Annotated in this window: 21 protein-coding genes; 10 read left to right on the top strand and 11 right to left on the bottom strand. The window is 60.2% G+C overall.

The features are described from left to right. Positions 1-2: 2 nt before the first annotated feature. The 4 genes from proB to rplU all read right to left on the bottom strand — a co-directional run bounded on the left by proB (position 3) and on the right by rplU (position 3,280). Positions 3-1,121 carry a glutamate 5-kinase gene (gene proB / locus AB4N73_RS17605; protein WP_039761700.1) on the bottom strand — a complete coding sequence of 373 codons (1,119 nt, stop codon included), beginning with the start codon at positions 1,119-1,121 and terminating at the stop codon, positions 3-5. Between the two features lie 137 nt (positions 1,122-1,258). Next, the gene (cgtA, locus tag AB4N73_RS17610; RefSeq protein ID WP_016773122.1) at positions 1,259-2,482 is read right to left on the bottom strand and encodes an Obg family GTPase CgtA; all 1,224 of its coding nucleotides are present in this window, start codon (positions 2,480-2,482) and stop codon (positions 1,259-1,261) included. Positions 2,483-2,675: 193 nt separating this feature from the next. Continuing rightward, complete coding sequence (gene rpmA / locus AB4N73_RS17615) at positions 2,676-2,933, bottom strand: 50S ribosomal protein L27 (protein ID WP_016773121.1); 258 nt, start codon at positions 2,931-2,933, stop codon at positions 2,676-2,678. A gap of 35 nt (positions 2,934-2,968) precedes the next feature. Next, complete coding sequence (gene rplU / locus AB4N73_RS17620; protein ID WP_007924746.1) at positions 2,969-3,280, bottom strand: 50S ribosomal protein L21; 312 nt, start codon at positions 3,278-3,280, stop codon at positions 2,969-2,971. 241 nt (positions 3,281-3,521) lie between these two features. Here rplU and AB4N73_RS17625 point away from each other — a divergent pair, with 241 nt between their 5' ends. From AB4N73_RS17625 to AB4N73_RS17635, 3 genes are all read left to right on the top strand, one after another. After that, positions 3,522-4,490 (top strand): polyprenyl synthetase family protein, encoded by a 969-nt coding sequence (locus AB4N73_RS17625; protein ID WP_016773120.1) that lies wholly within the window; start codon positions 3,522-3,524, stop codon positions 4,488-4,490. Positions 4,491-4,671: 181 nt separating this feature from the next. Next, on the top strand, positions 4,672-5,013 hold the full coding sequence (locus tag AB4N73_RS17630; RefSeq protein ID WP_016773119.1) for a zinc ribbon domain-containing protein YjdM: 342 nt from the start codon (positions 4,672-4,674) through the stop codon (positions 5,011-5,013). 204 nt (positions 5,014-5,217) lie between these two features. Continuing rightward, complete coding sequence (locus AB4N73_RS17635; protein WP_016773118.1) at positions 5,218-5,475, top strand: PA4570 family protein; 258 nt, start codon at positions 5,218-5,220, stop codon at positions 5,473-5,475. Positions 5,476-5,612: 137 nt separating this feature from the next. Here the strand turns inward: AB4N73_RS17635 and AB4N73_RS17640 are convergent, their stop codons facing one another. The 3 genes from AB4N73_RS17640 to AB4N73_RS17650 form a co-directional block, all read right to left on the bottom strand. Next, the gene (locus tag AB4N73_RS17640; RefSeq protein ID WP_039761705.1) at positions 5,613-6,230 is read right to left on the bottom strand and encodes an FKBP-type peptidyl-prolyl cis-trans isomerase; all 618 of its coding nucleotides are present in this window, start codon (positions 6,228-6,230) and stop codon (positions 5,613-5,615) included. 120 nt (positions 6,231-6,350) lie between these two features. Continuing rightward, complete coding sequence (locus tag AB4N73_RS17645) at positions 6,351-6,656, bottom strand: DUF6482 family protein (RefSeq protein WP_150638478.1); 306 nt, start codon at positions 6,654-6,656, stop codon at positions 6,351-6,353. A 130-nt stretch (positions 6,657-6,786) separates the two neighbouring features. Then, complete coding sequence (locus AB4N73_RS17650; protein ID WP_016773116.1) at positions 6,787-7,275, bottom strand: TIGR00645 family protein; 489 nt, start codon at positions 7,273-7,275, stop codon at positions 6,787-6,789. Between the two features lie 160 nt (positions 7,276-7,435). On the opposite strand from AB4N73_RS17650, the gene AB4N73_RS17655 reads away from it, so the two are divergent. Further along, on the top strand, positions 7,436-9,265 hold the full coding sequence (locus AB4N73_RS17655; protein ID WP_460142368.1) for a hypothetical protein: 1,830 nt from the start codon (positions 7,436-7,438) through the stop codon (positions 9,263-9,265). On the opposite strand, the gene AB4N73_RS17660 is transcribed toward AB4N73_RS17655, so the two are convergent. Both AB4N73_RS17660 and AB4N73_RS17665 read right to left on the bottom strand, forming a co-directional pair. After that, on the bottom strand, positions 9,262-9,582 hold the full coding sequence (locus AB4N73_RS17660) for a PA4575 family protein (RefSeq protein WP_016773114.1): 321 nt from the start codon (positions 9,580-9,582) through the stop codon (positions 9,262-9,264). The two genes, AB4N73_RS17655 and AB4N73_RS17660, sit on opposite strands and share 4 nt — an antisense overlap. 324 nt (positions 9,583-9,906) lie before the next feature. Further along, on the bottom strand, positions 9,907-12,345 hold the full coding sequence (locus AB4N73_RS17665) for a Lon protease family protein (protein ID WP_016773113.1): 2,439 nt from the start codon (positions 12,343-12,345) through the stop codon (positions 9,907-9,909). 302 nt (positions 12,346-12,647) lie between these two features. Here AB4N73_RS17665 and AB4N73_RS17670 point away from each other — a divergent pair, with 302 nt between their 5' ends. The 4 genes from AB4N73_RS17670 (at position 12,648) to AB4N73_RS17685 (ending at position 16,228) form a co-directional block, all read left to right on the top strand. Further along, positions 12,648-13,136 (top strand): DUF3015 domain-containing protein, encoded by a 489-nt coding sequence (locus AB4N73_RS17670; protein WP_016773112.1) that lies wholly within the window; start codon positions 12,648-12,650, stop codon positions 13,134-13,136. A 97-nt stretch (positions 13,137-13,233) separates the two neighbouring features. Beyond that, positions 13,234-15,087: an Lnb N-terminal periplasmic domain-containing protein gene (locus tag AB4N73_RS17675; protein WP_252884858.1), complete on the top strand. Its 1,854-nt coding sequence runs from the start codon at positions 13,234-13,236 to the stop codon at positions 15,085-15,087. Between the two features lie 219 nt (positions 15,088-15,306). Then, positions 15,307-15,663 (top strand): hypothetical protein, encoded by a 357-nt coding sequence (locus AB4N73_RS17680; protein ID WP_056790510.1) that lies wholly within the window; start codon positions 15,307-15,309, stop codon positions 15,661-15,663. Between the two features lie 70 nt (positions 15,664-15,733). Continuing rightward, complete coding sequence (locus AB4N73_RS17685; RefSeq protein WP_056790514.1) at positions 15,734-16,228, top strand: GreA/GreB family elongation factor; 495 nt, start codon at positions 15,734-15,736, stop codon at positions 16,226-16,228. On the opposite strand, the gene gdhA is transcribed toward AB4N73_RS17685, so the two are convergent. Together gdhA and ettA are read right to left on the bottom strand one after the other, a co-directional pair. Beyond that, entirely contained in the window at positions 16,225-17,562 is a 1,338-nt protein-coding gene (gene gdhA / locus AB4N73_RS17690) for an NADP-specific glutamate dehydrogenase (RefSeq protein ID WP_236168705.1), read from the bottom strand. The genes AB4N73_RS17685 and gdhA overlap by 4 nt on opposite strands. A gap of 349 nt (positions 17,563-17,911) precedes the next feature. Further along, positions 17,912-19,576: an energy-dependent translational throttle protein EttA gene (gene ettA, locus AB4N73_RS17695; protein ID WP_016773108.1), complete on the bottom strand. Its 1,665-nt coding sequence runs from the start codon at positions 19,574-19,576 to the stop codon at positions 17,912-17,914. 286 nt (positions 19,577-19,862) lie between these two features. Here ettA and morA point away from each other — a divergent pair, with 286 nt between their 5' ends. Continuing rightward, positions 19,863-23,711: a cyclic di-GMP receptor MorA gene (morA, locus tag AB4N73_RS17700; protein WP_460142369.1), complete on the top strand. Its 3,849-nt coding sequence runs from the start codon at positions 19,863-19,865 to the stop codon at positions 23,709-23,711. A gap of 202 nt (positions 23,712-23,913) precedes the next feature. Continuing rightward, entirely contained in the window at positions 23,914-25,167 is a 1,254-nt protein-coding gene (gene glyA, locus AB4N73_RS17705) for a serine hydroxymethyltransferase (protein WP_460059242.1), read from the top strand. Positions 25,168-25,302: the final 135 nt, after the last annotated feature.

Genomic DNA, 25,302 nt, shown 5'->3' on the forward strand with positions numbered 1-25,302 from the left:
CCTTAGACCAGAATCAGGTTGTCACGGTGAACCAGTTCCGGCTCCGCCATGTAACCGAGCAAACCGACAATCGCATCCGACGACTGACCGATGATTTTTTGCGCTTCCAGAGCGCTGTAATTGGCCAGACCCCGAGCGATCTCCCGACCGTCCGGCGCCACACAGACGACCATCTCACCGCGACGGAAACTGCCCTGAACCAGTTTCACCCCCACCGGCAGCAGACTTTTGTTGCCCTTGGACAACGCCGACACCGCCCCCTCATCCAGCACCAGAGTGCCACGGGTTTGCAGATGACCGGCCAGCCACTGCTTGCGCGCCGCGAGCATGCCACGCTCCGGCGATAGCAGCGTGCCAATGCGCTCGCCCGCCTTCAGGCGATCGAGCACACGCTCAAGCCGCCCGCCGACGATGATGGTGTGCGCACCGGAACGCGCTGCCAGGCGTGCCGCACGCAACTTGGTCTGCATGCCGCCGCGCCCCAGCGCACCACCGGTACCGCCTGCAACCGCATCGAGCGTCGGATCATCGGCGCGCGCTTCATAAATCAGCTGCGCATCGGGATTGTTGCGCGGATCAGCGTCGAACATGCCGTCGCGATCAGTGAGGATCACCAGCAGATCGGCCTCGACCAGATTGGCCACCAGCGCCGCCAGCGTGTCGTTGTCGCCGAAACGGATTTCATCGGTGACCACAGTGTCGTTTTCGTTGATCACCGGAATGACTTTCAGCTCGACCAGTGCACGCAAGGTGCTTCGGGCATTGAGGTAGCGCTTGCGGTCGGACAGGTCGTCGTGGGTCAGGAGAATCTGTGCAGTGTGCCGGCCATGCTCGGCGAAGCTCGACTCCCACGCCTGCACCAACCCCATCTGACCGATTGCAGCGGCCGCCTGGAGCTCGTGCATGGCACTGGGTCGTGCGGTCCAGCCCAAGCGACTCATGCCGGCCGCTACCGCCCCGGAGGACACCAGCACCAGCTCGACGCCCGCCTCATGCAGCGCCACCATCTGCTCGACCCAGACACTCATTGCCGCGCGATCCAGCCCTTTGCCGTCAGCTGTCAGCAAAGCGCTGCCGATCTTCACGACCCAACGCTGCGCACCTGTCACCTTGCTCCGCATCATCTTCAACCTTAGCTTGAGGGCAGCGCGACCTGGCACTGCCCGTGACGTTAATCGTGGCGATTGCTGACCAACGATCGATTTCCGGATACTAAAACGCCGCTCGATTGAGCGGCGTTCAAGTTTATCGCAACGGATCAGTCACGCACGTAAATGATTTCCGGACCGTCTTCGTCATCCACATCTTCTTCGTCCCAGTCATCGTCGCCGATGTCATGGACCGACTTCACGCCACTGCGACGCAGGGCACGCTTGTCGTCCAGCGCCTGCAACTGCGCACGGGCTTCGTCTTCGATGCGCTGATCGAGATCGGCCAGCTCTTCCTTGTACGCAGGGTCTGCGGCGAGGCGATCGGCACGGTCTTCCATGTAACGCATGATGTCGTGGCACAGACGCTCGGTACCGATCTTGGCGATGGCCGAGATCACGTACACCGGACCAGTCCATTCCAGGCGATCGACGATTTCCTTGACGCGAGCATCGTGCTCTTCTTCAAGGATCTGATCGCACTTGTTCAGCACCAGCCAGCGATCACGCTCGGCCAGCGACGGGCTGAACTTGATCAGCTCGTTGACGATCACTTCAGCTGCGTCCGGAGCACTGGAATCATCCAGCGGCGCCATGTCGACGAGGTGCAGCAGCAGACGCGTACGCGCCAGGTGCTTGAGGAAGCGAATACCCAGGCCGGCACCATCGGAAGCGCCTTCGATCAAGCCCGGAATGTCGGCAATGACGAAGCTTTTCCAGCGATCGACGCTGACCACACCCAGGTTCGGCACCAGTGTGGTGAACGGGTAGTCGGCGACTTTCGGCTTGGCGGCCGAGACCGAACGGATAAAGGTACTTTTACCGGCGTTCGGCAAGCCCAGCAGACCGACGTCGGCCAGCACTTTCATTTCCAGTTTCAGGTCACGCTGCTCGCCCGGCTTGCCTGGCGTAGTCTGACGCGGCGCACGGTTGGTACTGGATTTGAAACGGGTGTTACCCAGACCGTGCCAGCCGCCCTGCACTACCATCAGTTTCTGACCAGCCTTGGTCAGGTCGCCGATGACTTCCTGGGTGGCGGAGTCGATCACGGTAGTGCCGACCGGCACGCGCAGGATCAGGTCTTCGCCCTTCTTGCCGGTGCAGTCGGTGCTGCCACCGTTGGAGCCACGCTCGGCATCGAAGTGACGGGTGTAACGGTAGTCGACCAGGGTATTGAGGTTTTCGTCGGCCATCATGTAGATGGAACCGCCGTCACCGCCATCACCGCCGTTCGGGCCGCCGTTTTCAATGAATTTTTCCCGGCGGAAACTCATGGCACCGTTGCCACCGTCACCGGCCTTTACGCGAATCGATACTTCATCAACAAACTTCATAACCAACGCCTCTCGCCGTACGGACGAGCCGAAAAACAATCAAGACATAAGACTCTTGCAAAAATGAGCGCAGCGACCCCAAGACACGACCTGCATCGCACGCCGACAGCCCATACAAACAGCTTTGCAAGAGACTCACCCCACAAACGAAAAAGCCCCGTCGCAAGACAGGGCTTCTCCAGCGATCTCGCGATTAAGCCGCGATTACGCTCACGTAACGACGACCGAAGGCGCCCTTTACTTCGAACTTGATCACGCCTTCGATTTTAGCGAAGAGAGTGTGATCCTTGCCCATGCCAACGCCGTAGCCAGCGTGGAATTGGGTGCCGCGCTGACGCACGATGATGTTGCCGGCCTTGATGACCTGGCCGCCATACATCTTCACGCCAAGGCGTTTGGCTTCTGAGTCGCGACCGTTACGGGTACTACCACCAGCTTTTTTGTGTGCCATGAGTTCAATTCTCCTAGTGAGGAATTAGGCTGTAATTAAGCCTGAATACCGGTGATTTTGATCTCGGTGAACCACTGGCGGTGGCCCATACGCTTCATGTGGTGCTTACGGCGACGGAACTTGATGATGCGGACTTTATCGTGACGACCTTGGGAGATCACTTCAGCCTTGACGGTTGCGCCAGCAACAACTGGTGCGCCGATGTTCACGTCGTCGCCGTTGGCGACCAGCAGAACGCGATCAAAAGTCACGGATTCGCCAGTAGCGATTTCCAGTTTTTCGATCTTCAGGTATTCACCTTCAGCGACCTTGTATTGCTTACCGCCGGTAACGATTACTGCGTACATGGTATTTCTCCGATAATCCTGCTCACCCAGCTCTTTATAAGAAGAGGTATTGGCTGGCATGGCTGCATGGGGCTGGAACGGCCCAAGTGCAATTGCGTAAGGCAGGTGCTGCCCAGGAAGTTCAGGGTGCGCGATTGTACGCAAGCAATCTGCCTCGCGCAAGTGGCCGTCCATCGCGCCTTGACAGGTCTGGACGGGGGTCCTAGCATGCCGCGCAACCCTTCTGGAGCGACTCTCGCTGATGCAACCCCAAGCTTTCTACCGCGCGGTGGCGGACGATTTTAGCGCCGTCGACGGCATCATCAAGAAGCAGCTGACGTCTCGAGTGCCGCTGGTATCGAAAATCGGCGATTACATCACGTCGGCCGGCGGCAAACGCCTGCGTCCTTTATTAGTGTTGCTGTGTGGCAAGGCCCTGGGTCGCGAAGGCGACGACATGCGCCTGCTGGCCGCCACCATCGAATTCCTGCACACCGCGACCTTGCTGCATGACGACGTCGTCGACATGTCCGGCATGCGCCGTGGCCGCTCGACCGCCAACGCCATGTGGGGCAATGCCCCGAGCGTGCTGGTCGGCGACTTCCTGTATTCGCGCTCGTTCGAAATGATGGTCGAACTGGGCTCGATGCCGGTGATGAAGATTCTCTCCCAGGCCACGCGGATCATCGCTGAAGGCGAAGTGTTGCAGCTGTCCAAGGTGCGTGACGCCAGCACCAGCGAAGAAACCTACATGGAAGTCATCCGCGGCAAGACCGCGATGCTCTTCGAAGCCTCGACCCACAGCGCCGCCGCCCTGGCTGGCGCGACCGCCGAGCAGAGTGAAGCCCTGCGCACGTTCGGCGATCACCTGGGTGTGGCGTTCCAGCTGGTTGATGACTTGCTCGACTATAAAGGCGACGCGGAAACCCTGGGCAAGAACGTCGGCGACGATCTGGCCGAAGGCAAGCCAACCCTGCCGCTGATCTACACCATGCGCGAAGGTACAGCCGAGCAGGCGGCACTGGTGCGTCAGGCGATCCAGAAAGGCGGGATCGAAGACCTGGAAAGCATCCGCATCGCCGTCGAAGCGTCCGGCTCGCTGGAGTACACCGCGCAACTGGCCCGCGATTACGTGGCCCGCGCGATCAAGTGCCTGGAGGCGCTGCCGGCCAGCGAATACCGCGATGCGCTGGTGGAACTGAGCGAGTTCGCGGTCGCCCGCACGCACTGATTCATCCCCTGTGGGAGCGAGCCTGCTCGCGAAAGCAATCTGCCAATCGACTCAATGTTGACTGACACAGCGCTTTCGCGAGCAGGCTCGCTCCCACAGTTGTTTCTGCGCTATGCCCTCCTCCGCGTAAAACCCTATACAATGTGCGCCCTTTAGTCCTCCTGATACCCAAGGAACCTTAGTGAGCACGTTGCCACCCTGCCCGAAATGCAATTCCGAATACACCTACGAAGACGGCACCCAACTGGTCTGCCCCGAGTGCGCCCACGAGTGGTCTGCCAGCGGCGAAGCCGAAGTGGCGGCCGATGATGCCGTGAAGAAAGATTCGGTCGGCAACGTCCTGCAGGACGGCGACACCATCACCGTGATCAAGGATCTCAAGGTCAAAGGCACGTCGCTGGTGGTCAAGGTCGGCACCAAGGTCAAGAACATCCGCCTGTGCGATGGCGATCACGACATCGACTGCAAGATCGACGGCATCGGCCCGATGAAGCTCAAATCCGAGTTCGTCAGAAAAGTCTGAGCCTTGCGTCATCCATCCTGCGCCAGCCGTGGGATGGAGCTTTGCCCTCCCCGCTCCAGCTCAATGAATCCGCGCATGGCCATCAGCCAGCCATTTTGACCTGACACAACCTTTACCCGGAAAAATCCACGATCCGCCAATAGGCACTTGCTATTTAATGAATAAGAATTATTCTCATTGAAACCTTTCAAGGAGATGAGACCCATGACTTATTTGATCGACGCCTGGCTGGATCGCCCACACCCGTACCTCAGAATCCTCCATCGGGAAACCGGCGAAGTCTGTGCGGTGCTTGAAGAAGAAGCCTTGCATGAGCTGCAGGATCAAGGTGATCTGGACGTCAGCAGCCTCAACTCCAGCGAGCCGCTGGTGCTCAAGGAGCTGGTGCGCAATCTGTTCCTGTTCTGCTATGCCCGGGCGTTGCGCCCGACCAATGAGCTGCACAACAAGATCGAAATATGAGCGGTAATACAAAATCTGTGGGAGCGAGCCTGCTCGCGAAGATGGATTTGCAGTCGACAATTGAGTTGACTGACACACCGCCTTCGCGAACAGACTCGCTCCCACAGGGTTAGCCCGCCATCTAGGCAGGCTCGGTATTACAGAACGTCCAGCAGCTCCACGTCGAATACCAGAACGCTGTGCGGCGGGATGCTGCCCACGCCTTGTGCGCCGTAAGCCAGTTCGCTCGGCACGTACAGGCGCCATTTGCTGCCGGCATTCATCAGTTGCAGGGCTTCGGTCCAGCCAGCGATCACGCCGCCAACCGGGAATTCTGCAGGCTGGCCGCGCTCGTAGGAGCTGTCGAACACAGTGCCGTCGATCAGGGTGCCGTGGTAATGCGTACGTACCTGGTCTTCACGGGTCGGCTTGGCGCCTTCACCCTGAGTCAGCACTTCGAATTGCAGGCCGGAAGCCAGGGTGGTGATGCCGTCACGCTTGGCGTTTTCGGCGAGGAAGGCCAGGCCTTCGCCAGCCGCGGCTTCAGCCTTGGCCGCTGCTTCGGCTTGCATGATCTCGCGGATCACCTTGAAGCTGGCGGACATTTCTTCCTGGCCAACACGGCTTGGCTTGCCGGCGAAAGCGTCGGTCAGACCGGCCAGGATCGCGTCCAGGCTGACACCCGGTGGCGGGTTGTCGCGCAGCTGGTCGCCGAGTTGACGGCCGATACCGTAGCTGACGCGGGTTTCGTCGGTGGACAGATTTACTTCGGACATGACACTGCTCCGCTGTGCGGACGGCCACAGGACTTGCCGTGCGTGCACAGCGCGTCCCGGCGCGCCCGGAACCAAAAGGGCGAGCAGACTAGCACAGATACCCCGGACTTGGGGCCGGGGCTACAGGGCCGAACGCCAGGCGAGCGGCACTTTCAGGCTTTCATCGAGGTCACCGACCAGGCCACACATTTCGTCGTGGACCGAGGTGTGCACAAGATTGAAGGGCAGTACCGGAAAGGCATGCAGCAGATCCCGCGCGTGCTCCACTGAGCGCAGCGTCAGCATGTTGCCCTTGAGATCGCTCAACGGATACGCCGCTCCATGCATCCTCGCTTCCAACAGGTAAATGCCACCCTCCATCGAGATCAGGTTCAACTCGTCGACCTTCCTGGCAACAGCAAACGCGTTCAACTCTTGCAGGTTCATGGAAGCACCTCACACATGGCGAATCGCACCGTTACAGGCATAGGCCGCTGCGCTTGAAAGCACAAGCCACAAACGAAACCGCCCGTCTGTTTCGCAACAGACGGGCGGTTTTTTTGCCTTGATCGGCTGATCAGTGCTTGGTGACCTTGTCCAGGTAACCCATGGCAAATGCGGATACCACAAAAGTCATGTGAATGATCACGTACCACATCAAATGCTCGGGATCGACGTTCTTGGCGTCCATGAAGATACGCAGCAAATGGATCGAGGAAATCGCCACGATCGACGCCGCGACTTTCATCTTCAGCGACGACGAGTCCATGGTGCCCAGCCAGCTGAGCTTCTCTTTGCCTTCGTCGATGTCCAGTTGCGAGACAAAGTTCTCGTAGCCGGAAATCATCACCATTACCAGCAGACCGCCCACCAGCGCCATGTCGATCAGCGACAGCAGCACCAGAATCAGATCCGATTCAGCCATGGCGAAGACGTTGGGCAGGATATGGATGATTTCCTGGAAGAACTTCAATGCCAGCGCCAGCAGACCGAGGGACAGGCCGATGTAGATCGGCGCCAGCAGCCAGCGGGTGGCGTACATTGCATTTTCGATAAAGCGTTCCATTGACTCTCACACAAGGGGCTGGAAATGGCGGCGAGTATAACAGCCCGCTGTGACAGCCAGAAACCGCCGGAAAATCCGCCACCTGCGTGTGTGTGACAAAGTTTTTCTGCTAGTGTCCAAAGCATTGACAGCCCAATGACAGTGGACAGGATGCGTGGAAATGGATGTGCGATCAGCCTTGACGACTGCCGGAATCTGCCTCGCCTTGCTCATCGGCGGTTGCTCGCCCGGCGATGAAAAACAAGTCGCCAACCTTGACGAAAAGACCGCCACCTTCGAACAGTCACTGGACACGATCAGCGATCCGAAGCTCAAGGACGCCATCACCGAACTCGGCGGTTCGCTGCTGTTGCTCGAACGGGCCAGGCTCAAGCTTGACGACATCACCCCGCATACCGAATACGGTGCCGACGCCCTCGCCGTGCTCAAGCACTATCCTACCCCGCAGGCGCTGGTCGATACGTTCATCAACGGCCTGTTCGTGCTGCACAAGGACGCCAGCTCGGATTACCTGACCGATCTGCAACCGGTATTCCCGTTCAACCTGAACATTCCCGGCGGTTTTCTGTTCCCGCACGGCATCGAATGGCATTCGGTCACGTTGAGCAACAAACGGGTGATCGCCTGGCAGCCGGAATGGTCGGAAACCGATCCGGGCATTCAGCTCAGCCCGTCCAGCTCCAACGTGACCAACCCCGATGACCTGACGGTGACCTATCCGTTCATCGATGGCCTCAACGTCGACAAAAAAAGCCTGCCACAACCGGTCAGCCTGCAAGGCCAGGTCGAGGTCATTGCGCCCCGTCGCTTGTACAGCTTCGACCTGACGCACAAAGACGTCGGCCAGACCCGCAGCAACGACAATCTCAGCGTCAAACTGCTCAAGCTGGAAAAAAACTACGCCGAGGTCGAAGTCAGCAACAGCCTGCCGCTCGCGGCAGAAGTCGCCGAAACCCGGATCAATCCGCTGATCGTCCAGGCCCGCGACGCCAGTGGCCAATACCTGGTGCGCGCCGGTTCGATCAACGAAAGCCCGGAGCAGGTCGAGTTTTACCAGAAGCAACTGACGCAGTTACAGAAGCAGAAGAGCTGGAGCGACACCCTGGAAAAACAGCTCAGCGACGAACAGCAAGCCTTCGAGAAAGAACACCCGCGCCGCTACAACAAGGTGTATTTCCACGGCCCGATCGACACACTGGAAGTCAGTGTGCTCGACTTCTCCTCGGCAACAGTGACGCGCAAATCCCTGGACCTGCCGGTGCGCACCTTCAATCCGCACACCACGGCCAAAGCCGTGCAGCCGCTGGACCTGCCAGTTGTGGTGTATGACGATCTCGCCGCCAACTGGCTCAAAGGCGCGGACCTGACCGAGGAACAATTGAAGGCCGGCGTGCGCATTCATCAATCGGTGGAAGAGCCGAGCGCGGCGCGTATCGAGTTTTCCCACCGCCGCACCTTCAATGACGAATTGCTTGGCGACCAACTCAATCCCGGCGTCAGCCCGGTGACTTTCTTCACGGAAAAGCGCGGCGGCAAACTCGACGAGCCGATCGAACTGCCGCCCGAGGCGTATCAGGTCGATCCGCTGCAAGCGACGATTACATATGATCTGAACCTGTTTCCGGAAACCCCGGCGATTGCCGTGGGCTCGATGCCGTTATTTCTGGCCACGGTGGCCAAGCAATCCTACGACGCGCAGTCATTGCCCAAAGGCCTGGCGATCAAGGACAACACGCTGGTGGTCGACCTGAAAACCTTCCCGGCCAACGAATGGCGTTTCTTCGTCAAGGACGACAGTGGCCACTACCTCAAGCAGATTCTTTCGGTCAGCCACGACGCCAGTGCAGAAGGCCCGGCGCTACTCGGCGTGCACTATTTTTACGGTCGCCCGACTCGCGTGGAAACCTATCAGCGCACCGACCTCGCCACCGTGCAATACGGTTTTGAGGTCAAGCTCGACAAGGCGCAGGTCGACCAGTCAGCACCTTAACCGTTGAGGCTGCGCCCACGGCCGCCGTTGATCTGCCGCAACTGGGCTTGCAGGTGCAGGCTCCAGATCTGCGGATCATCGGCCAGTTCGTAACCATGCAAGGTCAGGCTTTCAACGATGGTGTCGAGAATCGACTCGGCCGCGACCGGGCCGTGAAAAGGGCCTTGGGCTTTGATCGCGGAAGGTTGTTCGCCGGCCATGCCGGCCGCGAAGAGCAGCGTCCACATGCCGTTGTCGCCGGCCAGCGGCTTGACGGCGCATTCGATCCGGGTCACCAGACCCAGGCATTGACGGGTGAGACAGAGGTTGCGCGACATGGCGGCGACCCTCGGTAAAGCCGGTATTCAGCCCCCATGGGAGGACTGGCTCGATCCAGTGATACTGTCGATATCCTTGACCTGAGAATAGAAGAAAAGTGTCCCGCGCAAGCCAAATGGAACCAGAAGGCGCCGAATGGTCATTGTGTGAATATTGGCGCCAGAGTAGTGGCACATTCCCCGAAGATCCCCGCAGAGACCAATCTGGAAAAGCACTGTGGGAGCGAGCATGCTCGCGAAGACGATGGATCAGCCAACTCATTCGTCAACTGAAACAGCGCTTTCGCGAGCAGGCTCGCTCCCACAGGGTTTATTGCAAGCCTGTCAGGCCGGTTTGGCTTCGGCGAGAGCCTCCTGCGCCAGTTCCTTCTCGGCCTCCTTCAGGTCTTCTTCGCTGATCATCTCGGCGATATCGCGCAGGCGCTCGACCACTCGCGCATTGATGCTGCCTTCGGGGAATTCGCCATCGGCGTTCGGCTCTCCGGCCGGCTCGCCCACCAGCAGGCTCAGCGCCTCATCGGCCTGACGCACCGCATACACGTGGAACTGGCCGGCGCGCACGGCGGCGAGGACTTTCTCATCGAGCATCAGCGTGGCGACGTTGGCCTGGGGAATGATCGCGCCCTGCTCGCCGGTCAGACCGCGTGCTTCGCAGAGGCGGAAGAAGCCTTCGATCTTCTCGTTGACCCCGCCGACCGCCTGCACTTCGCCAAACTGGTTGATCGAACCGGTGATGGCAAAACATTGCTTGAGCGGGGTTTTCGACAGTGCCGAAATCAGCGTGCACGCCTCGCCCAGCGATGCACTGTCGCCGTCGACGTAACCGTACGACTGCTCGAGCGCAATGCTTGCCGAAATCGCCAGCGGGAATTCCTGGGCGTAACGGCTGCCCAGATAACCGGTGAGGATCATCACGCCTTTGGAGTGAATCGGCTGGCCGAGGTTGACCTCACGTTCGATGTCGACGATACCGCTGCCGCCCGGATAGACCGTGGCGGAAATCCGCGCCGGCACGCCGAACGCCGAATCACCGACCTCCAGCACCGTCAGCCCGTTGCACTTGCCGACTGCTGCACCGTCAGTGTCGATGAGGATGATTCCGGCGAGCATGTCGTCGAGAATCCGCGCCGAGACCCGCCCGGTGCGGGTGGCCTTGGCTTTCAGGGCGCGTTCGATATGGCCGGCGTCGGTCATTTCATCGCCGGCCAGATGGCGAATGAAATCCGCCTCGCTGACCAGTTGGAACAGATCGCCAATGCGCGCCGACAAGCGCCCCTGATGCTCGGCCAGCCGTGCGCTGTAGGTCGCCAATCGTGCCACCGCATCGGCGGTCAACGGCGCCATGCCTTCTTCCGAAGTGCGGGTTTTCAGGAGCTGGGCGAACTGCTCGAGGCTTTCGTCGACCATCGGGATGTCTTCGTCGAAGTCGACCAGAACGCGAAACATCTCCTGAAAGTCCGGATCGAGATCCTGCAGCGTGTAATACAGCTGCCGCGCACCAATGATGATGACTTTGACCTGCAGCGGGATGTGCTGCGGATTCAGGGTCATGGTGGCGAAGCGGCCCATCTCGCCCAGCGGCGATTCCATTTTCAGTTTGCGCGATTGCAGGGCGCGTTTGAGCGCATCCCACACGAACGGCTCGCTGAGCATTTTTTCCGCTTCAAGAATCAGGAAACCGCCGTTGGCGCGGTGCAGCGCCCCCGGACGCAACTGCCGGTAAGTGGTGTAGAGCGCACCCTGATCGGTGGTGTACTCGATGCGGCCGAACAGGTTTTCGTAGGTCGGATGTGGCTCGAATACCACCGGTGCACCGCCGCTGGCCGGATGCCCGACCACCAGGCTTGGTGCGTATTGTTCTTCCAGCAACTTGCGCGCGACGGCGTCGGTCTTGCTGTCGTCGACCAGTTGCTCGACCACGGTTTTCAGCAGGTAGACCTGCATCGCTTGCAGGTAACCGCAGACCCCGGCGTTCTCCGCGTACTTCTCCGACAGCGGCGCCAGCAACGGCTGCAAGGCCAGGGTGATGGTTTCTTCGTTGAGGTGGCGCAGTTGATTGTTCGACTCGCGCTTCCACTGCGGCAGGCTGGCGAGTTCTTCGTTCAGGCGCTCTTCGAGGCCGGAAATGTCATCGTGAAAACGCTCGCGCTCGGCTTCCGGCAACTGCGCGAATTCGGCTTCGTCCAGGGCCTTGCCGTCGAGCATCGGCGTGAAGGCGATATTGCTGCTGTCGCGGTACAGGGCGACGTCTTTTTCCAGGGCCAGCCGCTCGATGATGTCCAGCGCCTTGTCGTAGCGCTGGTTGAAGGCGCGGTCGATGGCGCTTTTTTTCTGCTGGTAGGACGGGTGTTCGAAAACCGCCGGAAAAGTCGCAAGCAGGTTGTCGATCAGGCCGTTGATGTCGCCGATGAACGAGGCCGCCGTGCCCGATGGCAGCTCCAGTGCACGCGGTTCGCGCGGCTCATCGAAGTTGTTGACGTAGACCCAGTCCGCCGGGGTCTGCAGGCGCTTGCCTTCGGCTTTCAGGTAGCGTTTGACGAACGAGAAACGGCCGGTGCCGGGCTCGCCCATGACGAATACGTTGTAACCGGGGCGTGGCATCGCCACACCGAACTGCAAGGCTTCGACCGCGCGTTCCTGGCCGAGCACACCGCGAAAGGGCTCCAGATCATTGGTGCTAGTGAAGCTGAACTGTTCAGCGGAAAACGGACGAGTCAGCGCTTCGGGCGCAAGACGCAGGCTGGCAGCAACAGGATCAGGCATCGGGCTTCCTTAACAATCAGGCGGGGCAGGTAGCGGCATTCTGGCGCTGCCCGTGCCCCACTGGCAAGGCGCGCCACATGACAAAGCATAGACAAGCGCGCGGCCGGCCGACGCATCCCGATAAATCAGAGGTTTATTCCAAATATTTTGCAAAAAGTCACGGAACCGCTGGAACGTGCCTAAACTCCAAACTGCGCGGCTGGAACTAATACCGGCCCACTGACACTTTCGGTTCTGTCCTCGGGCAGAGCGCGAAGGGCCAGAACCCTGTCCATTGGTATGCACATAAAGAGAACAAAGCTATGAAACGGATTCTTCTCGGTACTCTCTTCACCGCTGTATCCATCAACGCAATGGCGCAAGCCCCGGGCGGCCCGGATTGCGGTTGGGGCAACATGCTGTTCGAAGGTCAGCGTGGCACCCCGGCGCACTTCCTTGCTTCCACCACCAACGGCACTTCCGGTAACGCCACGTTCGGTATGACTTCCGGCACCAACGGTTGCTCGACCAACGCATCGCTGACCTACGGCGGCAAATCCTGGTTCGCCATGAATGGCATGATGAACGAGCTGTCCGAAGACATGGCCAAAGGCAATGGCGAAGCGCTGACCACTTATGCCGTGGTCCTGGGCGTAGCACCGGAAGATCGCGCGCACTTCGCGCAAGTGACCCACGAGCACTTCCAGCAGATCTTCAGCAAAGCTGACGTGACCGCTGAAGACGTGCATACCAACACCCTGGCAGTACTGAAATCGGACCCACGTCTGGCCAAGTACGCAACTCAGGCTTAAGCTCGACCTCGCCCGCTTCCTTCGGGAAGCGGGTTTTGTTTTTTTTGGCCCGCCCCTCTTTGGGTCTTTTATTTCTTTCCTGTTCAAGTTGCCGACTATGCTCAAACGCCTTGCCTGGCTGGCGCTCTGTGTCTGCGCCCCGCTGTCCGCCGCGCCTCACATCGATCCTCAACGTTTGCAGCAACTGGCCAACGACCGCTTCTGGATTTCCCTCGGTCATTACGAAACCGCCAAACTCGGCGGCTGGCGCAGCTATGTCAGCGACAAGAAGTTCTTTCTCGCGCCCGACGGCAACGAGCATCCGGACCGCGAACTGGCCGCCACCGTGCAGGCGCTGTACGCCCCGGCCAGCCTCGGCGAGCAACACGCACAATGCGTATACCCCGCGCGCGCACGCTGGCTGAAAGCGCAGCTCAATCTCACCGACCTGCCAGCGCCCGAATGCGCCGAATACAAGCAATGGTTCAAGGACGTCTCGCCGCACAGCGCGGTGATGATCTTCCCGGCGGCGTATCTCAACAGCCCTTCGTCGATGTTCGGCCACACCCTGCTGCGCATCGATCAGGCGGATGTGCAGGCCGACAAGACTTCACTGCTCAGCTACGCGATCAACTTCGGTGCCTACATCGAAGGCTCGGACAACAGCATTCTGTATGCCTGGAAAGGCTTGATGGGCGGCTACCCGGGGCTGTTTGCGCTGGTGCCGTATCAGGAAAAACTCTCGGAATACCGCAGCCTGGAAAACCGCGACCTGTGGGAATACCGCCTCAACCTGACTCAGGAAGAAACCGCACGCATGGTCGAACATGTGTGGGAGCTCAAGCAGATCCAGTTCGACTACTTCTTCTTCGACGAAAACTGCTCGTATCGTTTGCTGGAACTGCTGCAAGTGGCGCGACCGAGCCTGCGCCTGACCGAACAATTCCCGCTGACCGCGATCCCGACCGACACTGTCAAAGCGGTGAAAGAGGCCGGGCTGGTCGAACACATCGAATATCGCCCGTCCCGCGAACGTGAACTGCTCAGCCGCGCCGAACCGTTGAGCGATGAAGAACAGCAATGGGTGCTGAAAGTCAGCGCCGATCAAAAAGTCCTGCAAGAGCCAACGTTCAAAGCCCTGCCGCGCGCACGTCAGGCGTTGATCGTCGACGCCGCCTATCGTCTGGAGCGCTACCGCGCCAACGGTCAGGAGCGCGACCCGCAACGAGCGCAGCGCAGTTTTGAACTGCTGCGGGCGATCAACAAGAACCCGGCGCCGGAGTTGGAAATTCCGCAACCCGGTCTGCCCGAAGATGGCCACGAGTCCCGCACCTGGCAGGCCGGCCTAGGTACGCGAGGCGATCGCGCCTTTGGCGAATATGGCCTGCGCATGGCTTATCACGACCTCAATGACAACGCCGAAAGCTTCCCCCTCGGCGCGCAGATCGAAATTCTGCAACTGAAGCTGCGCCAGTACGAAGGCAATGACTGGCAGTTGCAGCAACTGGATCTGGCCACCATTCGTTCGCTGACGCCGCGCAACGAGCTACTGCAACCGCTGTCGTGGCAAGTCACCGGTGGCCTTGAGCGCGTGCCGGGCAAGCATGATGACGAGACGCTGGTCAGCCATGTCAACGGTGGCGGCGGCGGCACGTGGCAGTTGGGCGAAGACGTGCTCGGCTTCGCGCTGGGCACGGTACGCGTGGAACACAACAATGACTTCGCCGAGTTTGTTTCCCCGGCTGGTGGCTTCAATACCGGCGTGCTGTGGAAAAACCCGCTGGGCAATCTGAGCCTGGAGGCCAAGGGCGACTACTTCTTCAATGGAGAAGTGCGCCGCAGCCTGAGCCTGAATCAGCAGTGGGAGCTGTCGCGCAACCTCGGTTTGCGCCTGAGCGCGCAACGCGAATTCAGCCAGCTCGCCAGCCCGGAAACAGAAGTCATGCTTGAAGTGAAGTGGTATCACTACTGATCCCGAGCCTGTGTAAATCTCCCTGTGGGAGCGAGCCTGCTCGCGAAAGCGGTGGGTCAGTCAATAGCAGTGTTGCCTGACAAGACGCCTTCGCGAGCAGGCTCGCTCCCACAGGGGCCTTGTGGTGTGCAATGGATTTTTCACAGGCCTTCGACAGCCGCCTCATGAATCCCCTTCTAGACTTTCCTTATGAGCCGAGTATCGGCGCGGGAGAGTGCGATGTGGCGGTACGTGGGATTGTTGGGCGTTGTATTGGCGCTGGGCGGTTGCCAGACCACCCATGAAGACTTGATCGCCAAGGGTTATCCACCGGCCTTCGCCGACGGTTTCGATGACGGTTGCGTCAGCGGCCGGCAAGCGGCGGGCTCGATCAGCGGTGAGTTTCGCAAGAATGTGCCGCGCTATCTCAAGGACCAGCAATACGCCGACGGCTGGGTCGACGGCTTCCGCCAATGTCAGGCGATGCTGGAAAACAGGGATCGCGAGCAATATCGCAACGAACATTGGGATGAGCGCGAACGTGCCTGGCAGCAGCAGAAGGACCAGGACGTCGGGCGGGCTTATCGCTCGCAATAGGTCGCTTGCAGACATCCGTTGAAACCAAATGCCGGCAACCATGGCCCAAATCCTTTAACAGGAGGACTTCATGAGTCGCGCATTCGTCAACGAAGACAACGCCGCCGCGCAGGCCGATCAGCCGGTCGAACGTCAGGTCAGCACGCAGCCCAACTACGTCACCCCGCAAGGTCTGGCGCAGTTGCAGGCGAAGGTCACCGAGCTGCAAAGCCTGCACGCCGAGCAAACGGCCAAGGGCGAGCAGGCCGACAAGCAACGTCTGGCCGATCTGCAACGGGATCTGCGCTATTTCACTCAACGCCTGAGCAGCGCCCAAGTCGCAGTCGCTGCGACCTCCACCGACAAGGTCCAAATCGGTAGCTGGGTGACTTTTGCCGATGAACACGACACTGAACACCGCGTGCAACTGGTCGGCGAGGATCAGGCCGACGCCAGTCAGGGCCTGATCAACTGGGACTCACCGCTGGGCCGGGCTTTGCTTGGCGCCCGGCTCAACGATGAAGTGCTATGGCAGCGGCCTGCCGGCGACCAACTGATCGAAGTGATCCGCATCGAACCGGCTTAAACCACGCCTTGCGCCAACATCGCATCGGCGACTTTGACGAAGCCGGCAATGTTCGCGCCTTTGACGTAATTGATCTGACCGTTGTCTTCGCCGTAATGCACGCAGGCGTGGTGGATCGATTGCATGATCGCGTGCAGCTTGCTGTCCACCTCGCCCGCCGTCCACAGCAGGCGCATGGCGTTCTGCGACATTTCCAGACCGCTGACGGCAACACCGCCCGCATTCGACGCCTTGCCCGGTGCGAACAGAATACCGGCCTCGATAAAGATATCCACAGCCTCCAGCGTGGTCGGCATGTTCGCGCCTTCAGCCACACAGACGCAGCCATTGCGCAGCAGCGTGCGCGCGGCCTCGGCATCAAGTTCGTTCTGTGTCGCGCAGGGCAGCGCGATATCGCACGGCAGCGACCACGGATGTTGGCCGGCGCGGAATTCCAGACCATGGGCGTTCGCCAGTTCGCTGATGCGCCCGCGTTTGATGTTCTTCAGCTCCAGCAGCGCCAGCCACTGTGCTTCGCTCAAGCCTGCCTCGCAGTACAGCGTGCCTTCGGAGTCGGACAGGGAAATCACTTTGCCGCCCAGGTCCATCACTTTGCGCGCCGCGTACTGAGCAACGTTGCCGGAACCGGAAATCGCCACGCGCTTGCCTTCCACGCCCTGCCCGCGGCGCTTGAGCATCTCCTCGGCGAAGTACACGCAGCCGAAACCGGTGGCTTCCGGGCGAATCAGGCTGCCGCCGTAGGTCATGCCCTTGCCGGTGAGGACGCTGGTGAACTGGTTGCTCAGGCGCTTGTACTGGCCAAAGAGGAAACCGATCTCCCGCGCACCGACACCGATATCACCGGCCGGCACGTCAACGTCGGCGCCGATGTGGCGATACAACTCGCTCATGAACGCTTGGCAGAAACGCATGACCTCGGCGTCGCTCTTGCCCTTCGGATCGAAGTCGGAACCGCCCTTGCCGCCGCCCATGGGCAGGGAGGTCAGCGAGTTCTTGAAGGTCTGCTCGAAGGCGAGGAATTTCAGCACGCCGAGGTTCACCGATGGATGGAAGCGCAGGCCGCCCTTGTAAGGGCCGATGGCGCTGTTCATCTGGATACGGAAGCCGCGATTGACCTGGACCTTGCCCTGATCGTCGACCCACGACACGCGAAACACCACCGCGCGCTCGGGCTCGCAGATGCGCTCGAGAATGCCTGAAGTCAGGTAATGCGGATTGGCTTCAAGGAACGGCCACAGACTGCGCAGGACTTCTTCGACAGCCTGGTGGAATTCAGGTTGATCCGGGTCGCGTTTTTTCAGGCGCGCAAGGAAGGATTCGACGGATTCGATCATGGGCAAAGTCTCGGCAAATTTATTGTCGTTGGAGGAGATTGGGCCGGACTGTAACAAACGAATTGCGCACAGGAACAGAGCAAAATGTCGCAGTTATGAAATTAAATGGTGCACAGGATATAAATCCGAGGGGTATTTGATCCGTTTTTGCACCTGAGTGGGGAGCACAGATCCAAGACTTGCACCAACAGTTACACCGTATTCGCGAGCAGGCTCGCTCCCACATTTGGAATGCGTTACCCCTGTGGGAGCGAGCCTGCTCGCGAAAGCCGCAACTCGGTTTATCAGGAAAAACCCAGGGCAAAAAAAACGGAGCCCGAAGGCTCCGCTCTTGTGCAACCAACCCGAATCAGGCCAGTTTCTTGTGACGTACCCGGTGAGGCTGGGCCGCTGCTTCGCCGAGGCGTTTTTTGCGGTCGGCTTCGTACTCGGTGTAGTTGCCTTCGAAGAACACCGCTTGCGAGTCGTCTTCATACGCCAGGATGTGCGTGGCGACACGGTCAAGGAACCACCGATCGTGGGAGATCACAATGGCGGCGCCCGGGAAGTCCAGCAGGGCTTCTTCCAGCGAACGCAGGGTTTCCACGTCGAGGTCGTTGGACGGTTCGTCGAGCAGCAGGACGTTGCCGCCCTCCTTCAGGGTCAGCGCCAGGTGCAGACGACCGCGCTCACCGCCGGAGAGGTCCTTGACGAACTTCTGCTGATCGCCGCCCTTGAAGTTGAAGCGACCGACGTAGGTACGCGACGGGATCTCGTAGTTGCCGATGCGGATCTGGTCGGAACCGTCGGAAATCTGCTGGAACACGGTCTTGCTGCCGTCGAGGTCTTCGCGGCTCTGGTCGACGCAGGCCAACTGCACGGTTTCGCCGATTTCGATGCTGCCCGAATCCGGGGTTTCCTTGCCCATGAGCATGCGGAACAGCGTCGACTTACCGGCACCGTTACCACCGATCACGCCGACAATGGCGCCTTTCGGCATGGAGAACGACAGGTTGTCGATCAGCACGCGATCGCCGTAGCCTTTGGTGACGTTCTTGAATTCGATGACCTTGTCACCCAGGCGCGGACCGGCCGGGATGTAGATCTCGTTGGTCTCGCTGCGCTTCTGGAATTCCTGCGATTGCATTTCTTCGAAGCGTTGCAGACGTGCCTTGGATTTCGACTGGCGGGCCTTGGCGCCTTTGCGCACCCACTCCAGTTCTTCTTTCATGGCTTTTTCGTGAGCCGACTGCTGCTTGGATTCCTGGGCGAGACGATCGGACTTGGCTTCGAGCCAGCCCGAATAGTTGCCCTCGTAAGGAATGCCCGCGCCGCGGTCGAGTTCCAGAATCCAGCCGGCGACGTTGTCGAGGAAGTAACGGTCGTGCGTGATCGCGACCACGGTGCCCGGGAAGTCGTGGAGGAAATGCTCCAGCCACGCCACCGAATCGGCGTCCAAGTGGTTGGTCGGTTCGTCGAGCAGCAGCATGTCCGGAGCGGACAGCAGCAGACGGCACAGGGCGACACGACGCTTTTCACCACCGGACAGGTGTTCGACTTTCGCGTCCCAGGCCGGCAGACGCAGCGCATCGGCGGCGACTTCCAGTTGGCGCTCGAGGTTGTGGCCGTCGCTGGCCTGCAGAATCGCTTCGAGCTTGGCCTGTTCAGCGGCGAGCTTGTCGAAGTCGGCGTCCGGGTCGGCGTAGGCCGCGTAGACTTCGTCCAGACGCGCTTGCGCATCCTTGATCACGCTGACCGCTTCCTCGACCACTTCACGTACGGTCTTGGCAGGGTCGAGCTGCGGCTCTTGCGGCAGGTAACCGATGTTCAGGTCCGGCATCGGACGGGCTTCGCCTTCGAACTCAGTGTCGACGCCAGCCATGATTTTCAGCAGCGTGGATTTACCCGAACCGTTGAGGCCGAGTACGCCGATCTTGGCGCCGGGGAAGAAGGACAGCGAAATGTTCTTGAGGATTTCCCGCTTCGGCGGAACAACTTTGCCCAGCCGATGCATGGTGAAGACGTATTGAGCCATGGAGAACCTTGGGTCAGTGACAGATGAATGATTGGAGCGCAGGCGATGCCTGGCCAGACCGGTGCGCGTCGTTCACTTGAGGATCATCAATGCGTGCGCGCGGAAAAAGTCTGATTCTAGGAGCTGGAACGCCCCCGCGTAACCGGCAAAGCTACCTTAATGACCGATGGCAGTCCAGCCGAGAGGGGCTGGCACTTCGCCACAACTCAAGGCATGCTAGCCGCCCTTCGGGCGTCCGGCTTATAGTGCACGTCGCGCCAGTCCAGCCAAATCGCAGGATCACAGCTTGACCAATGTCACTCCGCCAGCCTCTGTGAGCAGCACCCCACCGGCGCCCGGCTCGCCCCTGCGCGGGACATTGAAGGGTGCGCTGGCCACCCTCGTGCTGTTATTGCTCGCGTTGCTGTTCTGGCAACTGCTCGATCAATTGCGTGAAACCCAGAAGAATCAGCGCCAGTACACCATCGACTACACCGCCGATCTCGCCGCTCAGGTCAGCCTGAACATGGCGCTGAATGCGCAAATCGCCCTCAATCTGCTACCGATCGTCGAACAACCGCAAACCGCCGACGAACAGCAGATGCTCATGCGCAAGTTGCAACGTTCGCTGCCCGATCTGCGCAGCATGGCCCTGCTCTCGCCCTCCGGCCGCATCATCAGCGACAGCGCCACCGACAGTTCCGACGCCGATTACCTGACCGAACTGGTGCGCCGCAGCCGCGCCCAAGCGCATTACTTCAGCAATGCCGATGACGGCTCGGTGGTACACCTGCTGTTGCATCAGGCCAGCGGCAGCAGTCGCGGTTACTGGGCCTTGCGCCTGACGCCAACCTTCTTCGACTCGCTCACCAAACAGGACGCCACCGCCCTGCGCCCGCTGTGGCTGGTGGAAAACCGCCTCAATCACCAGATCATCAGCCGCGAAGCGGGGCTGCCCTCGACCAAGGCTGGCGGGCTGACGCCTGACGATGTCGCCAACACCGTGCTGACCGTGCCGCTGAGCAGCAGCGACTGGCAACTGCGCGGGCTGTTCGACCGCCAGCGCGTACTGGAAGAATTGTTGCCGGCGTTCATCGGCAAATGCCTGCTCGGCCTGGCGTTTTCGATGTTGCCGGTGATTGCACTGTTGAACATGCGTCGGCGCCAGCGCCAGGTGCATGAAGGCCGGCGGCGTTACCAGGATATTTTCGAAGGCACCGGCGTGGCCTTGTGCGTGCTTGACCTGTCCGGCCTCAAGCAGATGTTCGACAAGGCGCAGATCCAGACCAGCGACCAGCTCAAGGCCTGGCTCGACCAACCGCAGCAGCGCCAGCAGTTGCTCGCGGAAATGCGCGTCACCGAGGTCAATCAGGTCGCCCTGCAACTGCTCGATGTGCATTCCTGCGACGATGCCTGGCAACTGCTGATCGATGGCCAGCGCCATCCGCAGTGCGCGATCGGTCAGCAGATCCTCGACGCCGTCCTGCAGCAGCAGAAACAGCTGGAACTGGAAATCAAACTGCCCAACAGCAATGGTCGCGACCAGCACCTGTGGATGGTCCTGCGCCTGCCGAGCGAGCAGCACGACTATAAAGCGGTGATCCTCAGCATCAACGACATCACCAGCCGCAAGCTGATCGAGCTGTCGTTGCTGGAGCGCGAAGGCTTCTGGTCGGACGTGGTGCGCACCGTGCCGGATCATCTGTATGTGCAGGACGTGATCAGCCAGCGGATGATTTTCAGCAACCACCACCTCGGCCAGACCCTGGGCTACAACCGCACTGAACTGCATCAGATGGGCGAATACTTCTGGGAAATCCTTCTGCATCCGGAAGACGCCGACTATTACCATCGCTCGCGGCAGTTGCAGCGCCACGCCGGTTACAGCCAGCTGTTGCAATGCCAATTGCGCTTCCGCCATCGCGACGGCAAGTGGCGGCGCTTCGACATCCGTGAACAGGCGCTGGCGCGGGACAAGCATGATCAGGTCACGCGGATCATCGGCGTCGCCAAGGACATCACCGAACAGATTGAGGCGAGCGAATCGCTGCGTGACAGCGAGCAGCGCTACCGCATGCTCGCCGAAAGCATCAGCGACGTGATTTTCTCCACCGACAGCAAGCTCTCGTTGAACTACGTCAGCCCGTCGGTGCAGGCGGTGCTCGGTTACAACGCCGAATGGATTTTCCAGAACGGCTGGCAATCGATCATCGCCAATCCCGGGCAACTGAACGGCATTCATGTGCTGATGGACCGCGTCAGCAAGGCGCTGGACAAGCCCGAGCAACTGGCATTGCTGCGCAGTCAGGTGCAAACGCAGCTGTTCCTCTTCGATTGCCTGCGCGCCGACGGCCGCAAGATTCCGATCGAACTGCGCTTGGTGCTGGTGTGGGACGAACACGGCGCGTTCGAAGGCGTGCTCGGCGTCGGCCGCGATATCAGCCAGCAGCGCCGTGCCGAAAAAGATTTGCGCATGGCCGCCACGGTATTCGAGCACTCTACCTCGGCGATCCTGATCACCGACCCGGCCGGTTATATCGTTCAGGCCAACGAAGCCTTCAGTCGGGTCAGCGGCTACAGCGTCGGCGAAGTGCTCGACCAGTTGCCGAACATGCTCACCGTCGACGAGCAGCAGGATGCGCACCTGCGCTACGTGCTCAAGCAGTTGCACGAGCACAGCACCTGGGAAGGCGAAGTGTGGATGAAGCGCCGTAACGGCGAGCATTACCCGGCGTGGGTCGGCATTACTGCCGTGCTAGACGACGAGGGCGATCTGGCCAGTTACGTGTGTTTCTTCAGCGACATCAGTGAGCGCAAGGCCAGCGAGCAGCGCATCCACCGCCTCGCCTATTACGATGCCCTCACCCATTTGCCGAACCGCACGCTGTTCCAGGATCGTCTGCACACCGCGCTGCAAGCGGCCGAACGGCAGAAGTCGTGGGTGGTGCTGATGTTCCTCGACCTCGACCGTTTCAAACCGATCAACGACTCCCTCGGCCACGCCGCCGGCGACCGCATGCTCAAGGACATGGCCACGCGCCTGCTGGCCTGCGTCGATGACGACGACACCGTGGCGCGCATGGGCGGCGACGAATTCACCTTGCTGCTGCAGCATCGCTCCAATCGCGAACTGGCGCTGAACCGGGCGATTCATGTCGCCGAGCAGATTCTCGCCAGCCTGGTGCGGCCGTTCGTGCTCGAGGGCCGCGAGTTCTTCGTCACCGCCAGTATCGGCATCGCCCTGAGTCCGCAGGACGGCAACGAACTCAGCCAGTTGATGAAGAACGCCGACACGGCGATGTACCACGCCAAGGAACGCGGCAAGAACAACTTCCAGTTCTATCAGGCCGACATGAACGCCAGTGCGCTGGAGCGTCTGGAACTGGAAAGCGATCTGCGCCATGCGCTGGAGCAGAACGAATTCGTCCTGTATTACCAGCCGCAGTTCAGTGGCGACGGCAAGCGCCTGACCGGCGCCGAAGCGCTGCTGCGCTGGCGCCATCCACGTCGCGGGCTCGTGCCGCCGGGGGATTTCATTCCGGTGCTGGAAGAGCTCGGCCTGGTGGTGGACGTTGGCGACTGGGTCATCAGCGAGGCCTGTCGACAGCTGAAAACCTGGCACCAGCAACGGGTGCGGGTGCCGAAGGTGTCGGTGAACATTTCCGCACGGCAGTTCTCCGACGGCCAGTTGGGCACGCGAATCGCGACGATCCTGCGCGAAACCGGCCTGCCGCCGGCGTGTCTGGAGCTGGAACTGACCGAAAGCATCCTGATGCGCGAAGTCAGCGAGGCGATGCAGATTCTTGCCGGGCTGAAGAACCTCGGCCTGAGCATCGCAGTCGATGACTTCGGCACCGGTTATTCATCGCTCAACTACCTCAAGCAATTCCCGATCGACGTGCTGAAGATCGACCGTACTTTCGTCGACGGCCTGCCGTCCGGCGAACAGGACGCGCAGATCGCCCGGGCGATCATTGCCATGGCCCACAGCCTGAATCTCGCGGTGATTGCCGAGGGTGTGGAAACCCACGAGCAACTGGACTTCCTGCGTGAGCATGGTTGCGATGAGGTGCAGGGCTATCTGTTCGGCCGGCCGATGCCGGCGGGACGGTTTGAAGCGCAGTTCTGTAACGACGCATTGTTCATGTTCGACTGAACATCTGCGGTGCTGGCATCGCTGGCAAGCCAGCTCCCACAGGGAACGATCAATGCCCCTCTGCTCGCGAAAGGGCCGGCAAAAGCACCGCACATCTGTCATGAACGCCACTTGTCTGCGACATGACGTCGTTTCATATGTCATCCAAAAGCGGTTGGGTTAGAATGCCTCCCTTTTCTGCCCCCGATCCTTGAGGACCGCCATGTTCAGCCGTGATTTGACTATTGCCAAGTACGACGCCGACCTTTTTGCCGCCATGGAGCAAGAAGCTCAGCGTCAGGAAGAACACATTGAGCTGATCGCTTCGGAAAACTACACCAGCCCAGCGGTGATGGAAGCTCAAGGCTCGGTCCTGACCAACAAGTACGCCGAAGGCTATCCGGGCAAGCGTTACTACGGTGGTTGCGAATACGTGGACGTGGTTGAGCAACTGGCCATCGACCGTGCCAAGGAACTGTTCGGCGCCGATTACGCCAACGTTCAGCCGCACGCCGGTTCCCAAGCCAACGCCGCTGTTTACCTGGCTCTGCTGCAAGGTGGCGACACCATTCTGGGCATGAGCCTGGCCCATGGCGGTCACCTGACCCACGGCGCCAGCGTTTCCTCCTCGGGCAAGCTGTACAACGCCGTTCAATACGGTATCGATGCCAACGGCCTGATCGACTACGACGAAGTCGAGCGTCTGGCGGTCGAGCACAAGCCGAAAATGATCGTTGCCGGTTTCTCTGCCTACTCGCAGATCCTCGACTTCCCGCGCTTCCGCGAAATCGCTGACAAGGTTGGCGCTTACCTGTTCGTCGACATGGCTCACGTCGCCGGTCTGGTTGCCGCTGGTGTCTACCCGAACCCGGTGCCGTTCGCCGACGTCGTGACCACCACCACCCACAAGACTCTGCGCGGTCCACGTGGCGGTCTGATCCTGGCCAAAGCGAACGCCGAGATCGAGAAGAAGCTCAACTCCGCAGTATTCCCGGGCGCCCGGGGTGGCCCGCTGGAGCACGTGATCGCGGCCAAGGCGATCTGCTTCAAGGAAGCGCTGCAGCCTGAGTTCAAGGCTTACCAGCAACAAGTGGTGAAGAACGCCAAGGCCATGGCCGAAGTGTTCATCGCGCGCGGTTTCGACGTGGTATCGGGCGGTACTGAAAACCACCTGTTCCTGCTGTCGCTGATCAAGCAGGACATCTCCGGCAAAGACGCCGACGCCGCTCTGGGCAAAGCGTTCATCACCGTGAACAAGAACTCCGTGCCTAACGATCCACGCTCGCCGTTCGTCACCTCCGGCCTGCGCTTCGGTACTCCGGCTGTGACCACTCGCGGTTTCAAAGAGGCTGAGTGCAAAGAGCTGGCCGGCTGGATCTGCGACATCCTGGCTGACCTGAACAACGAAGCGGTGATCGACGCCGTTCGCGAGAAAGTCAAAGCCATCTGCAAGAAACTGCCGGTGTACGGCGCTTAATCGCGACGTTAAACCAGCAGCATGAAAAACCGGCCAAGTGATTGGCCGGTTTTTTTTCGCCTGCAATTCACCTGTAGGAGCTGCCGAAGGCTGCGATCTTTTGATCTGGATTTTAAAAGCAAGATGAAAAGATCG

The organism is Pseudomonas sp. S3_B08 (assembly GCF_054667725.1).

Bases quoted from the DNA above. Each gene is read 5' to 3' on its own strand.
- proB (WP_039761700.1), bottom strand. From the start codon at position 1,121: ATGCGGAGCAAGGTGACAGGTGCGCAGCGTTGGGTCGTGAAGATCGGC.
- AB4N73_RS17645 (WP_150638478.1), bottom strand. From the start codon at position 6,656: ATGAACCTGCAAGAGTTGAACGCGTTTGCTGTTGCCAGGAAGGTCGAC.
- AB4N73_RS17665 (WP_016773113.1), bottom strand. From the start codon at position 12,345: ATGCCTGATCCTGTTGCTGCCAGCCTGCGTCTTGCGCCCGAAGCGCTG.
- ettA (WP_016773108.1), bottom strand. From the start codon at position 19,576: ATGGCTCAATACGTCTTCACCATGCATCGGCTGGGCAAAGTTGTTCCG.
- AB4N73_RS17670 (WP_016773112.1), top strand. From the start codon at position 12,648: ATGAAACGGATTCTTCTCGGTACTCTCTTCACCGCTGTATCCATCAAC.
- AB4N73_RS17635 (WP_016773118.1), top strand. From the start codon at position 5,218: ATGACTTATTTGATCGACGCCTGGCTGGATCGCCCACACCCGTACCTC.
- AB4N73_RS17660 (WP_016773114.1), bottom strand. From the start codon at position 9,582: ATGTCGCGCAACCTCTGTCTCACCCGTCAATGCCTGGGTCTGGTGACC.
- gdhA (WP_236168705.1), bottom strand. From the start codon at position 17,562: ATGATCGAATCCGTCGAATCCTTCCTTGCGCGCCTGAAAAAACGCGAC.
- rpmA (WP_016773121.1), bottom strand. From the start codon at position 2,933: ATGGCACACAAAAAAGCTGGTGGTAGTACCCGTAACGGTCGCGACTCA.
- AB4N73_RS17650 (WP_016773116.1), bottom strand. From the start codon at position 7,275: ATGGAACGCTTTATCGAAAATGCAATGTACGCCACCCGCTGGCTGCTG.
- AB4N73_RS17675 (WP_252884858.1), top strand. From the start codon at position 13,234: ATGCTCAAACGCCTTGCCTGGCTGGCGCTCTGTGTCTGCGCCCCGCTG.
- cgtA (WP_016773122.1), bottom strand. From the start codon at position 2,482: ATGAAGTTTGTTGATGAAGTATCGATTCGCGTAAAGGCCGGTGACGGT.
- AB4N73_RS17680 (WP_056790510.1), top strand. From the start codon at position 15,307: ATGTGGCGGTACGTGGGATTGTTGGGCGTTGTATTGGCGCTGGGCGGT.
- rplU (WP_007924746.1), bottom strand. From the start codon at position 3,280: ATGTACGCAGTAATCGTTACCGGCGGTAAGCAATACAAGGTCGCTGAA.
- glyA (WP_460059242.1), top strand. From the start codon at position 23,914: ATGTTCAGCCGTGATTTGACTATTGCCAAGTACGACGCCGACCTTTTT.
- AB4N73_RS17685 (WP_056790514.1), top strand. From the start codon at position 15,734: ATGAGTCGCGCATTCGTCAACGAAGACAACGCCGCCGCGCAGGCCGAT.
- AB4N73_RS17655 (WP_460142368.1), top strand. From the start codon at position 7,436: ATGGATGTGCGATCAGCCTTGACGACTGCCGGAATCTGCCTCGCCTTG.
- AB4N73_RS17640 (WP_039761705.1), bottom strand. From the start codon at position 6,230: ATGTCCGAAGTAAATCTGTCCACCGACGAAACCCGCGTCAGCTACGGT.
- AB4N73_RS17625 (WP_016773120.1), top strand. From the start codon at position 3,522: ATGCAACCCCAAGCTTTCTACCGCGCGGTGGCGGACGATTTTAGCGCC.